The organism is Pseudarcicella hirudinis (assembly GCF_900115665.1).
Lineage (GTDB): Bacteria > Bacteroidota > Bacteroidia > Cytophagales > Spirosomataceae > Pseudarcicella > Pseudarcicella hirudinis.
The window spans coordinates 1-14,221 of sequence record NZ_FOXH01000012.1; the positions used below are offsets into that span (position 1 = coordinate 1).

Sequence of the window (14,221 nt, forward strand, 5' to 3'; positions counted from 1 at the left end):
AACAATAACAATCCTTGTCTTAGATCCTTAATATCTCTTTATTCTATCTTATCAGCACGTCAAAGAACTCTTTTATCAAAAAATCGAATCAATCAATCTTCTAATATCGCCGTCAAAACTCTTTCGTCTTAACTCTTATTTTTTTACTCTCTCATCGTTTGGGAGTGCAAAGGTAAGAAGCTTTTTTTTAAAAACAAAAAAATATTTAAAATATTTTTTCAGCCTACCCTCTCTATCTCGCTCTCCTAACCCGCTAAACCTATTCTCTCTCTCCTCAACCTCTCTCGTTCCCGCCGTTTGGGAGTGCAAAGATTCACCTCTTTTTTTTATCCACCAAACCTTTTTAAAAAATATTTGCAACTTTTTGACCTAACAAAATCCAACTCCCTAAGAAACACTCATTTACACCTTGAAAAAAAATTGAACTTTTTTGCAACAAGAACACTCCCTACCACACTACCTTTTTCAACCATTATATTTATTCTCAATTTTCTCCTGTTTCTATCCCCCCCCACCCTCCATTTACCACAACATCAACCTCTCTCTATACCTAATAAAAATACCTAATACTTCCTCTTTTAACAATCCCCACAATCCAATAACCCCTGAAAAATTCAAAATCCCCACAAAAAAAATCCCCAGCTTATCGATTGCCCGATAATTGGGGGATTTTAAAATGGCTTTTCTTTTAGAAATTACGCATTAAGAAAAGGATATTTATAATCTGTCGGAGGAAGAAAGTTCTCCTTGATTGTTCTGGTCGATACCCATCTCAACAAATTCAGCATAGATCCTGCCTTATCATTGGTCCCAGAAGCACGTGCTCCACCGAAAGGCTGCTGGCCTACGACTGCTCCTGTTGGCTTATCATTAATATAAAAGTTTCCTGCAGAGTTTACCAGCTTTTTACTTGCCAGTTCTATCGCATATCTGTCCTGGGACAATACGGCACCGGTAAGAGCATAAGGAGATGTATTATCTACAATATCCAGTGTTTCTTCGAATTTATCATCCTCATATATATATATAGTAAGAACAGGCCCGAAAATCTCCTCACACATGGTTGTATAATATGGATCTGTGGTAAGGATAATAGTAGGTTCTACAAAATATCCTTTAGATTTATCTACATTTCCTCCGGCAAAGATTGTTACTTTATCTGAGTTTTTAGCATTCGTTATATATGTTGCAATTTTATCAAATGCTCTTTCATCAATAACAGCATTTATAAAATTAGAGAAGTCTTCCGTTCCTCCCATTTTTATCTCCTGCAAATCAGCTTTGATATAAGCTGCTGTTTCATCCCAGATACTTTTCGGAATGTATGCTCTCGAGGCAGCTGAACATTTCTGTCCCTGGTATTCAAATGCCCCACGAACTAAAGCAGTTGCTACCGCCTTAGGGTTTGCGGATTGATGCGCAATAACAAAATCTTTTCCCCCGGTTTCTCCCACAATTCTCGGATAAGACTTATACATATGTATATTCTCTCCAATTGTTCTCCAGATTGTCTGGAAAACTTTAGTAGAACCTGTGAAATGGATCCCCGTAAAATCCTTGTGCTTAAAGATCACTTCTCCGGCCAATGGTCCATCAGTATATATAAGGTTAATTACACCATCAGGTAATCCGGCTTCTTTCAAAACCTGCATTAATACATTTGCAGCATAAATCTGTTGCGGAGCAGGTTTCCATACAACTACATTACCCATCATGGCAGGAGCTGCAGGAAGGTTCCCGGCAATGGCTGTAAAATTGAAAGGAGTAAGTGCAAATACAAAACCTTCCAATGGCCTTTGTTCTACCCGGTTCCAGACGAATTCGGAAGACTCCGGCTGCTGAGTATATATCTGAGTGGCAAAATTCACATTAAATCTCAGAAAATCTACCCATTCACAAGCCGAGTCAATTTCTGCCTGATACGCATTTTTCGATTGCCCCAGCATTGTTGCAGCATTCAGCTTCATCCGATATTTAGTAGCTGACAAATCTGCTGCTTTCAAAAATATTGACAATCTGTGCTCCCATGATAAATTCGCCCAATTTTCCCGGGCCTTCAAAGAAGCTTCTATGGCTTTATGAACATGACTTGCATCGCCTTCATGATAATATCCAAGAATGTGCTGATGATCATGAGGGCAAATAAGCGGCTGCTTATTCCCGGTTCTAACCTCCTCTGAACCTATATACATCGGAACGTCGGCAACGCTACTGCGCATCGCTTCAATTTCTGCTTTTAGTGCAGTTCTCTCAGCCGTATTGGGAGCATAGCTAAAAATGGGCTCATTTTTAGGACTAGGTACTTTGAAAAATCCTGTTGACATTGAATGAAGTGTTTTATTTCAGGTAACAAAGGTAGCAGGTAGATTCTGGCTTTACAAATCCACAGAGCAGTGATACAAATTGATTATTTTCCTTTCAAAATTCCAAATACGGATAAATACGATCCAATGTTTTTGCATCAAGCACCTTTACTTTTTCAAGGTCTTTTCTGGATGTAAAGTTCCCGTGTTGTATGCGATACATAATAATAGCTTTAGCGATATAAGGTTTAATATAGAAATGCTTAAATTCCTCAACCGAAACCGTATTGATTTTAATAGTCTTCAGTCTCGGGTTCTGTACCCTTCCATATTTGAGCAGTTCCTCCACTACAGCTGAATCTAATCCATATACTTCTCTGATCTGGGAAACATGATAAAAACCTCCCAGGTTATCACGATATTTAATAATTCTGGCGGAAAGTTTCGAGCCGATACCTCTTATTTCTTTCAGGTCAGAGGTATCGACAGTATTTAAATCAAAAAAGACGGGCTTTTTATCTTCTTTTAAAATTTTCCTGTGTTCAACTGTCTGTAACTCCGTTCCGGAATAATTATTTTTAAGAGGGTTACTTATGTTAATGTAAGGCTCCCATTTATCATACAAACTCTTTGGGAAATTGTAGATCTTCAGTAAGTCTTCTTTTTTTCGGAAAACACCACCTTTTTCACGAAAATTAACAATCCTTCTGGCAAGCCAGTCCGGAAGTCCAAATTGCTGAAACATTTCTTCTGAAATCCTGTTAGGATCAAATAGAGATAATTGAACTTTTTTTGTTGTAAAATGCTTATTATCAATATAATTTTTCCTGAAAGAGTATGTGCTTTCTTGCTGTCTTATTTCAATACCGGCCATTATTTCTTCCAGTTTTTTCTGATCTATAAGAGATATCGGCTCTGTTTTTTCGGGAAGAAAGTTCAGTAGGAAAGGCGTCAGCAAAAGGGCGATCAGCAGGCATAATAACACTACAAATCCTTTGGTTTCTGTAGAATTAAATGCAAAATAGTTTCTGGCGTAAAACTTTATTTTCTTTAACATGTGTAGAATTTTTTACACTAATTACCTCAAAACTTTTGACATTTTCAAATGCACTGCTTTTTTTAAGAAAAAACACAATTAACTATTTGAAAATCAAACAAAAAATATTAATTTTGCAAACTATTTCAGGCTTAACCTGAGAAATTACACAAAAACAATCGACGAGTCTTTACCTGAAACACGTTTTCTTTTCGTAGGGAAAGCGCAGAGGGGTTAAAGAAATTCACTTCTACGAGGCTTCATTTTGGGTATTTTTACTCAATTTTTTCGAAAGTCAGCATTGCATTATTGCAATACAACCAATTGAAAATAAGCAACTTATTTTCACTGATTCTTCGGATCAGATTAATGTAAATTACAACTTTTAAACTTTAATAGCCTTGACTAACATCACAGCAACAGGCAGACACACGTTTGCTAAAGTAAAGAATGTGATTGAATATCCTGACTTTCTGGATATTCAGGTGCAGTCGTTTCAGGATTTCTTCCAATTAGAAACACCTGCCGAGAATCGTACTGATGAGGGTTTATTTAAAGTTTTTGCTGAGAACTTCCCGATTGCGGATTCTCGTGAAAACTTCGTCCTCGAATTTATTGATTACTCTGTTGACCCGCCAAAATATTCAGTTGATGAGTGTATTGACCGTGGTTTGACATACTCGGTACCATTGAAAGCGAAATTGCGCCTGATTTGTAACGACACTGATAACGAGGACTTTGAAACAATTGAGCAGGAAGTGTTTTTGGGAAATATCCCTTACATGACCGAACGTGGTTCTTTTGTAATCAACGGAGCTGAACGTGTTATTGTTTCTCAGTTGCACCGTTCTCCGGGTGTATTCTTCGCTCAGTCGAAGCACACAAACGGTACGAAACTGTACTCTGCCCGTATTATTCCTTTTAAAGGTTCATGGATTGAATTTGCTACTGACGTTAACAACGTTATGTATGCTTACATTGACCGTAAAAAGAAGTTCCCGGTTACTACCCTTCTTCGTGCTATCGGTTTTGGTTCAGATAAGGAAATCCTTGATTTATTTGGTCTTTCTGAAGAAATCAAAGCTGATCAGGCTAATTTGAAAAAAGCCGTTGGCCGTCGTCTCGCTGCAAGGGTTCTGAGAACCTGGCAGGAGGATTTCGTTGATGAAGATACAGGGGAAGTTGTTTCAATCGATCGTAACGAAATTTTGATGGAGCGTGACTCTACTATTTCTGCGAGCGATATTGACACCATTTTAGATGCAGGTCTTTCTACTATCATTCTTCATAAAGAAGATATGAACGTAGCAGATTACAATATCATCTATAATACCTTACAAAAAGATTCATCTAACTCGGAAAAAGAAGCGGTTGAGCAAATCTATCGTCAGTTACGTAACACTGAAGCACCAGATGAGCAAACTGCCCGGGATATTATCCAAAACTTATTCTTTTCTGACAAACGTTATGATTTAGGAGAAGTTGGCCGTTACCGTATCAACAAGAAACTGGGACATGATATCCCGATGGATACCAAGGTATTAACGAAAGATGATATCATTTCTATCGTTAAATATCTGATCGGTCTTATCAACTCTAAAGCGGTTGTTGATGATATTGACCACTTGTCAAATCGTCGTGTACGTACAGTTGGTGAGCAATTGTATGCACAATTCGGTGTTGGTTTGGCTCGTATGGCCCGTACAATCAAAGAACGTATGAACGTTCGTGATAACGAGGACTTTAAACCGGTTGATCTGATTAACGCACGTACTCTTTCGTCTGTAATTAACTCATTCTTCGGAACTAACCAGCTTTCTCAGTTCATGGATCAAACGAACCCATTGGCTGAGATTACTCACAAGCGTCGTATGTCGGCACTTGGACCAGGCGGTCTTTCACGTGAGCGTGCGGGTTTCGAGGTTCGTGACGTTCACTATACTCACTACGGTCGTCTTTGTACAATTGAAACGCCGGAAGGTCCTAACATTGGTTTGATTTCATCACTTTGCGTTCACGCAAAAATCAACTCAATGGGCTTTATAGAAACACCATACCGTGTTATTGAAGATGGTAAAGTAAAAGTTTCTACTGATGTTCAGTTCCTTACGGCTGAAGAAGAAGACGGAAAGAACATTGTTCAGGCGAATGCTCATTACGATGAATCAGGTAATTTCTTAAGCGATAAAGTTAAAGCACGCTACGAAGGTGACTTCCCGCTGGTGAATCCGGCTGAAGCGCAATTAATGGATATCGCTCCTAACCAGATTGTATCTGTTGCAGCCTCTTTGATTCCGTTCCTTGAGCATGATGATGCTAACCGTGCCCTGATGGGTTCCAACATGCAACGTCAGGCCGTACCATTGTTACGCCCAGAAGCTCCAATTGTTGGTACCGGTCTTGAACACCGTGTGGCAATTGACTCCCGTACTTTAGTAGTTGCTGAAGGAGAAGGAGTTGTTGAATATGTAGATTCATTCAAAATCATTGTTAAATATGATTTAACTGAAGAGCAAAAGCTTGTAAGTTTCGACGGAGAATCTAAAACTTATAACCTGATCAAATTCCGCAGAACCAACCAGGATACTACAATCAACCTTAAACCAATTGTTTTCAAAGGAGAAAGAGTAACCAGGAGTCAGGCGCTTTGCGAAGGCTATGCAACACAACAGGGAGAATTAGCCTTAGGTCGTAACATGAAAGTGGCGTTCATGCCATGGCAGGGTTACAACTTTGAGGATGCGATTGTAATCTCTGAAAAAGTTGTTCGTGATGATATTTTCACCTCTATCCACATTGAGGAATTTGAACTGGAAGTTCGTGATACAAAACGTGGTGAAGAAGAGTTAACTTCTGAAATCCCTAACGTATCTGAAGAAACCGTTAAAAATCTTGATGAAAACGGTGTGGTAAGAGTTGGTGCTGACATTAAAGAAGGCGATATCCTGATTGGTAAAATCACTCCTAAAGGAGAATCTGATCCAACTCCGGAAGAGAAACTTCTTCGTGCCATCTTTGGTGATAAAGCAGGTGATGTAAAAGATGCTTCCAAGAAAGCACCTCCATCATTGAAAGGTGTTGTTATTGACACTAAATTGTTCAGCCGTCCTAAGAAAGACAAAGATGAACGTGAAAAAGCAAAAGCTCAGTTAAAAGTTCTTTCTAAGCAATATTCTAAAGATCTTATTTCAATTAAAGGAGTAATGATCGGTAAAATGGTTGATTTGCTTGAAGGTAAAACTTCAAACGGAGTCAAGCATAAATTCGGAACAGTTATCGTAGAAAAAGGAACTAAATTCACAGCACGTAACATTGAAGATTCATTGTTCCCTGAGAAAAACCTTTACCGCGATGAAAGTGCTTACAACGTTCCTGAAGAAGCTAACCTTTTAGCAGATCTTATTCTTGAAGATGCTACGACTGATGCGCATACAAACGTTGTATTGTTGCAATTGGTAAAAAATTACAATGTTCGTCGTAACGAAATTTCAGGACGTTATAAGCGTGAGCGTTTCGTACTGGAAGTAGGTGATGAATTACCAGCAGGTATTGTTAAACTTGCCAAAGTTTATATCGCTAAGAAACGTAAGTTGAAAGTAGGTGATAAAATGGCTGGTCGTCACGGTAACAAAGGGGTTGTTGCCCGTATTGTACGTGAGGAAGATATGCCATTCCTTGAAGATGGAACTCCTGTAGACATCGTGTTGAACCCACTAGGGGTACCTTCACGTATGAACTTAGGTCAGATTTATGAAACCGTATTAGCCTGGGCTGGTCAGAAATTAGGTAAGCGTTATGCTACACCAATCTTCGACGGTGCCACTGAGGCTGAAGTTGCGGCGGAATTAGCATTGGCTGGTTTACCGGATTGGGGACGTACTTACCTTTATAATGGTTTGACCGGAGACAAATTCGATCAGCCAGTAACAGTAGGTATTATCTACATGCTGAAACTTGGTCACTTGGTTGATGATAAAATGCACGCACGTTCAATCGGACCATACTCACTTATTACGCAACAACCTCTTGGTGGTAAAGCACAATTTGGTGGTCAGCGTTTCGGAGAGATGGAGGTTTGGGCATTGGAGGCATTTGGTGCAGCCAACATTCTTCAGGAAATTCTAACAGTTAAATCCGATGACGTAATCGGTCGTGCAAAAGCATACGAAGCGATCGTTAAAGGAGAAAACATGCCGAAACCAAATATTCCGGAATCATTCAATGTATTGATTCACGAATTAAGAGGTTTAGCATTAGAAATTACCTTAGAGTAAGGAAATCTGCCAAAAGATATGTTATCCGGTCTAAACACCTGGTAACATATTCATTCTGAAACAGGTCTCCCAAAACAAAAGAACCATTTTCACAAAAAATCATATAGAAAATGTCATTCAAAAAGACTAAAAAATTCTCAAGTGATTTCCAGAAAGTAACGATCTCTCTGGCATCGCCTGAGTCTATCCTTGAAGGCTCACACGGGGAAGTTACTCAGCCCGAGACTATCAACTATAGAACTTACAAACCAGAAATGGGAGGTTTGTTCTGTGAGAGAATCTTCGGACCAACTAAAGACTGGGAATGTCACTGTGGTAAATACAAGCGTATTCGCTATAAAGGTATCATCTGCGACCGTTGTGGTGTAGAGGTTACAGAAAAGAAAGTTCGTCGTGAGCGTATGGGACACATCGAATTGGTGGTTCCTGTAGCACACATCTGGTATTTCCGTAGTTTACCTAATAAAATCGGTTATTTGTTAGGCCTTTCTACCAAGAAGCTTGACCAGGTAATCTATTATGAAAGATATGTAGTTGTTCAGCCGGGTGTAAAAGCTGAAGATGGTGTAAGCCAGATGGACTTCCTTACTGAGGATGAATATCTTGACATCATTGATAAGTTACCTCGTGAAAACCAATTATTACCTGACGAAGATCCAAATAAATTCATCGCCAAAATGGGTGCTGAAGCATTAGATATGTTATTGTCAAGAACTCAGCTTGATGATCTTTCTTATCAGCTTCGTCACAATGCTGCCAATGATACTTCTCAGCAACGTAAGGCTGAAGCTTTAAAACGCTTGAAAGTTGTTGAAGCTTTCCGTGAGGCAAAAGGCCGTATTGATAACCGTCCTGAATGGATGATTATTAAAATGGTTCCGGTTATTCCACCGGAATTACGCCCTCTTGTACCTTTAGATGGCGGTCGTTTTGCAACTTCCGATCTTAACGATTTATATCGTCGTGTTATCATCCGTAACAACCGTTTGAAGCGTTTGATCGAAATCAAAGCCCCTGAAGTAATCTTACGTAACGAAAAACGTATGTTACAGGAAGCTGTTGACTCTTTGTTTGACAACTCCCGTAAAGTAAATGCCGTTCGTTCTGAAGGTAACCGTGCCTTGAAATCTCTTTCAGATATGTTGAAAGGTAAGCAAGGACGTTTCCGTCAAAACTTACTTGGTAAACGTGTCGATTATTCGGGTCGTTCGGTAATTGTGGTTGGTCCGGAACTGAAGATGCATGAATGTGGTCTTCCAAAAGATATGGCCGCCGAATTATTCAAACCGTTCGTTATCAGAAAACTGATTGAGCGTGGTATTGTAAAGACGGTAAAATCTGCGAAGAAAATTGTAGATAGAAAAGACCCGGTAGTTTGGGATATTCTGGAAAACGTAATGAAAGGACATCCTGTTCTTCTGAACCGTGCTCCAACTCTTCACCGTTTGGGTATTCAGGCTTTCCAGCCAAAATTGATTGAAGGAAAAGCTATTCAGCTACACCCGTTGACTTGTACGGCATTTAACGCCGACTTTGACGGTGACCAGATGGCGGTACACGTACCACTTGGTCAGGAAGCTGTATTGGAAGCATCATTATTGATGCTTGCCTCGCATAACATTCTTAACCCTGCTAACGGTGCTCCTATCACAGTACCTTCTCAGGATATGGTTTTGGGTCTTTATTATGTAACTAAAGGCCGCAGATCAACTCCTGACCATAAAGTTAACGGAGAAGGAATGAACTTCTATGGTTTTGAGGAAGTAGTAATTGCTTTGAACGAAGGTAAGGTTTCAAAACATGCCAACATCAAAGTAAAAGCGAAAGTACGTACAGAGGATGGAACATTGGTAGAGAAAATGGTAGAGACCGTTGCCGGCCGTGTTTTATTCAACCTTTGTGTTCCTGAAGAAGTTGGTTACATTGATGAATTGCTAACCAAGAAGAAACTTCAGCAAATCATTTCTCAGGTCTTCAAGATCTCAGGAATGGCCCGCACTGCTCAGTTCCTTGATGATATTAAAGAATTAGGTTTCCAGCAAGCCTTCAGAGGTGGTCTTTCAATGGGTATTGGCGACGTTCAGATTCCTGAAGAAAAAGCTACCCTTGTAGAACAAGCTCAGAAAGATGTTCAAAGTGTTTGGGATAACTATCTGATGGGTCTTATCACAGATAACGAACGTTATAACGCTGTTATTGATATCTGGACCAAAGTTAACTCGAAAATCACCGAGACTTTGATGAAGCAGATGGAAGCTGATAATCAGGGCTTCAATGCGATTTATATGATGATGCACTCAGGAGCCCGTGGTTCCCGTGAGCAGATTCGTCAGCTGGGTGGTATGCGTGGTTTGATGGCTAAACCTCAGAAGAACTTACAAGGTTCGGTTGGTGAAATCATCGAGAACCCGATTCTATCTAACTTTAAAGAAGGTCTTGACGTACTTGAGTACTTTATCTCTACTCACGGTGCCCGTAAAGGTCTTGCGGATACAGCCTTGAAAACTGCCGATGCGGGTTATCTGACCCGTCGTTTGCATGATGTTGCTCAGGATGTAATTGTAAATGAAGAAGATTGCGGAACATTACGTGGTATTCAGGTTGCTCCTTTGAAAGATAACGATGAAATCATCGAGCCACTTTCTGAGCGTATTCTTGGCCGAGTATCTGTACATGATGTATATGATCCTGTTACCGGTGAATTGCTGATTACTGCCGGTGAGGAAATCAGAGAAGAAATCGCTCTTAAAATTGATGAAACTGCCATTGAATCTGTTGAAATCCGTTCGGTATTAACTTGCGAAACCCGTAATGGTGTTTGTGCTAAATGTTATGGACGTAACCTTGCTTCAGGTCGTATGGTTGGTATCGGAGAAGCAGTTGGTGTAATTGCCTCTCAGTCAATTGGTGAACCTGGTACACAGCTTACCCTTCGTACATTCCACGTTGGGGGTACTGCCCAGAACGTTTCCCTGGATGCTACTATCAAAGCAAAATTTGACGGTATCATTAAATTTGAAGAAGTTCGTACAGCATCTTCAACTGATCCAGACGGAAACCCGACTGAAATTGTAATGGGTCGTTCAGGTGAAGTTCAGATTCTTAACCCTGCTAATGGTCAGGTATTCATTGCGAATAACGTTCCGTATGGTTCATTCCTTCGTGTGAAAGATGGTCAGAAAGTCAGCAAAGGAGATGAAATCTGTGCATGGGATCCATATAACGCTGTAATCTTATCTGAATCTGAAGGTAAAGTTGAATTTGATGCAATCGAAGAAAACATTACTTATAAAGAAGAAGCTGATGAGCAGACAGGTTTGCGTGAAAAAGTAATTATTGAATCTAAGGATAAAACCAAGAACCCTGCTATTATCGTAATGAGTAAAGGTGGTGAGCCAGTTACTTATAACGTACCGGTAGGTGCACGTCTGGCAGTAGAAAACGGCGCTAAGATTAAAGCTGCTCAGATTCTTGCTAAAATTCCTCGTGCTGCAGGTAAAACCCGTGATATTACAGGGGGTCTTCCTCGCGTAACGGAATTATTCGAAGCTCGTAACCCATCTAACCCTGCGGTAGTTTCAGAGATCGATGGTGTTATTACTTATGGTGGTATCAAACGTGGTAACCGTGAGATCTATGTAAGAGCGAAGGATGGTGCAGAACGTAAATATCTTGTTCCACTTTCTAAGTTTATCCTGGTTCAGAATAATGACTTTGTTCGTGCAGGTATGCCATTATCAGACGGAGCTATTACTCCTTCAGATATCCTTGCAATTAAAGGACCAACTGCCGTTCAAGAATATCTTGTAAATGAAATTCAGGACGTTTACCGTCTGCAAGGTGTGAAGATTAACGATAAGCATATCGAATCAATCGTTCGCCAAATGATGCAGAAAGTAGAAATTCTTGATGCCGGTGATACCATGTTCCTGCAGGGACAAATGGTTGACCGCTTTGTTTTCCGTGAGGATAACGATAAGATTCTTGACAAAAAAGTGGTAATAAATGCAGGAGAATCTGACAGAATGAAAGAAGGTATGATTGTTTCTGCCCGTGCGTTGCGTGATGAAAACTCTTCACTAAAACGTCGTGACCTGAAACTTGTACAGGTTCGTGATGCTCAGGCTGCTGTATCTTCTCCTTGTTTACAAGGTATTACACAGGCTTCATTGGGTACTGACTCATTCATTTCTGCGGCATCCTTCCAGGAAACAACCAAAGTATTGTCTGAAGCATCTATCCGTGCAAAAGCTGATGGTCTTGAAGGCTTGAAAGAAAACGTAATTGTTGGTCACTTGATTCCTGCGGGTACCGGTGTAAGACGTTATGCAGATATCATCGTTACGCCAAAAGAAGAATTACAAACCATTCAGGAATCTGTAAATTCAAGAACGGCTCCGCTTCCGCGCGTAGGTAACTACCGCAAAGCCCGCTGGATTACAGACTAAGGAATCTGATATATTCTTAAAAAACAGAAAACCCCGGTTAGCTCGTCTGACCGGGGTTTTTCAATTATTCTGCTATATTTTTTGTATGTTTGTTTCATTAATCCTAAAATTTCAGAAATCATTTGAATTCTTCTCAGACATGGTATCTGATGAAAACTAATTATGAGAAGATCTCGTTTTACAAACAGTTCAAATGTCTGTTTAAAACATCAAACCAATGGCAAAAAATCAAGAAGAAGAACAAGACCCGAATCAAATCAATGTTGAATTGACTGAAGAAATTGCGGAAGGAGAATATGTAAATCTTGCCATGATAGCACATTCCCAAAGTGAATTTGTAATGGATTTTATCAGAATGCTGCCCGGAATTCCTAAGGCGAAAGTTAAGTCCAGGGTAATTATGACACCGGATCATGCATACAGACTTTTAAATGCTCTCAGAGAAAATATTGAGAAATATGAAGAAGCTTTTGGCTCTATTTCGGAAGATAAAGGGCAAAACGGCTTTCAGTTTCCTATGAATTATCGTGGACCAATCGGTGAGGCTTAGTGTATAAAACCCTCAGAAAAAGCATCGGAATCTCATTCGATGCTTTTTTTACCGGCTCATCTCAGATTTTCCATCAAAAATCAGTATAATTTCTACTGTCAAGGCTTTTATCAGTACAAGACAAAATTCAGATGTAATGATTAAGTCCAATTTATCTAAAGACGCAATAAGAGGAGAATCCTTTGCACCTCAAGTCAACTTATCGGTACCTAACGAGGAAATTTATAATTATCCGGAAAAGGTCCTTCAATTTGGAACAGGAGTTCTATTACGCGGTTTATGCGATTACTTTATCGATAAAGCCAATAAACAGGGTGTTTTCATAGGAAGGATTGTAATTGTAAAATCAACAGATAAGGGCGATTCCAGTGAATTTCAAAACCAAAACGGTTTGTTCACTCATTGTATCAAAGGGGTTGAAAATGGTGAAATTATAGAAGAATTTATTGTAAATGCTTCTGTTTCAAGAACCCTCTCGGCCAGTAAAGAATGGAATGCTATTCTCGACTGTGCTCAGAATCCGGAAATGCAGGTCATAATTTCCAATACTACTGAAGTTGGCATCCAGCTGGTTGCAGATGATTTAATTTCAGGAAATCCTCCAAAATCTTTTCCTGTTAAGCTTCTGGCTTTCCTGCATCATCGCTGGAAACACTTTAACGGAAGCCCGGAATCCGGAATGGTTATAATCCCAACCGAATTGATCATTGACAATGGTGATACTTTGCAGGAAATCGTTTTAGAGCAAGCTCACAGAAACGGACTGGAACCTGAGTTTATTGACTGGATTGATAAGCATAATCATTTCTGTAATTCTCTTGTTGACAGAATTGTTCCGGGAAAACCTGATGAACAAATCACTCAAAAGACGCTTGACTTACTGGGTTATCAGGATAAGCTATTGATTATGTCAGAATCATACAGTCTCTGGGCAATCCAAGGAGATGATTTTGTAAAGGAAAAGCTTTCTTTTGCACAGGTCAATCCCGGCGTTGTTATCACTCCGAATATTGATTCTTACAGAGAATTAAAATTGCGACTTTTGAACGGCACCCATACACTCATGTGCGGAATGGCTTATTTATTAGGTTTCCGTCTTGTAAAAGATGTAATGGCTAACGGATATTTAGGCCGTCTGGTTACCAATCTTATGCTTGGAGAACTGGCTTTGGCTATTCCTTATAAGATGGATTCAAAAACTGCTGACCGATTCGGGAGATCTGTTCTTGACAGATTCAGGAATCCGTTTATCAATCATAAGCTAATTGATATTACAGTTCAGTACACTACCAAAATGCGCATGCGTAATGTTCCGATTTTATTCCAGTATTACCGTGAATTTGGTAAAGCTCCTGAGCTTTTTGCAATGGGTTTTGCAGCATATCTTCAGTTTATGCACGTTGTGAAGGTAGAAAACGGGAAGTTTTACGGAGAATCTAACGGAGAATACTATCCGATCAATTGCGATTTTGCAAACTATTTTCATGAGGCATGGAAAACAGGAGAACTCGATCTTAAAAAAGTGCTCTCTGATAAAACCCTGTGGGGAGAAGATTTAAACCAGTTAGCAGGATTCAATGAAGCTATCTCTAAGTATATTTAATTCCATC

The 14,221-nt window shown here is 39.7% G+C and carries 6 protein-coding genes; 4 read left to right on the plus strand and 2 right to left on the minus strand.

Annotated elements, in window-relative coordinates; genetic code table 11:
- Positions 1 to 695: 695 nt before the first annotated feature.
- The gene (gene pruA / locus BM179_RS17950) at positions 696 to 2,324 is read right to left on the minus strand and encodes an L-glutamate gamma-semialdehyde dehydrogenase (RefSeq protein WP_092018550.1); all 1,629 of its coding nucleotides are present in this window, start codon (positions 2,322 to 2,324) and stop codon (positions 696 to 698) included.
- 94 nt (positions 2,325 to 2,418) lie between these two features.
- Entirely contained in the window at positions 2,419 to 3,360 is a 942-nt protein-coding gene (locus BM179_RS17955) for a ComEA family DNA-binding protein (RefSeq protein ID WP_092018551.1), read from the minus strand.
- A gap of 374 nt (positions 3,361 to 3,734) precedes the next feature.
- Here BM179_RS17955 and rpoB point away from each other — a divergent pair, with 374 nt between their 5' ends.
- The 4 genes from rpoB (at position 3,735) to BM179_RS17975 (ending at position 14,214) form a co-directional block, all read left to right on the plus strand.
- A complete protein-coding gene (gene rpoB / locus BM179_RS17960; RefSeq protein ID WP_177219449.1) occupies positions 3,735 to 7,613 on the plus strand; it encodes a DNA-directed RNA polymerase subunit beta in 3,879 nt (1,292 codons plus the stop codon).
- Between the two features lie 110 nt (positions 7,614 to 7,723).
- Positions 7,724 to 12,061, plus strand: coding sequence for a DNA-directed RNA polymerase subunit beta' (gene rpoC / locus BM179_RS17965; protein ID WP_092018553.1), 4,338 nt, complete (start codon positions 7,724 to 7,726; stop codon positions 12,059 to 12,061).
- A gap of 217 nt (positions 12,062 to 12,278) precedes the next feature.
- Positions 12,279 to 12,611: a DUF3467 domain-containing protein gene (locus BM179_RS17970; RefSeq protein ID WP_092018554.1), complete on the plus strand. Its 333-nt coding sequence runs from the start codon at positions 12,279 to 12,281 to the stop codon at positions 12,609 to 12,611.
- Between the two features lie 136 nt (positions 12,612 to 12,747).
- Positions 12,748 to 14,214, plus strand: a complete 1,467-nt coding sequence (locus tag BM179_RS17975; RefSeq protein ID WP_092018555.1) for a tagaturonate reductase — start codon at positions 12,748 to 12,750, stop codon at positions 14,212 to 14,214.
- Positions 14,215 to 14,221 lie beyond the last annotated feature (7 nt).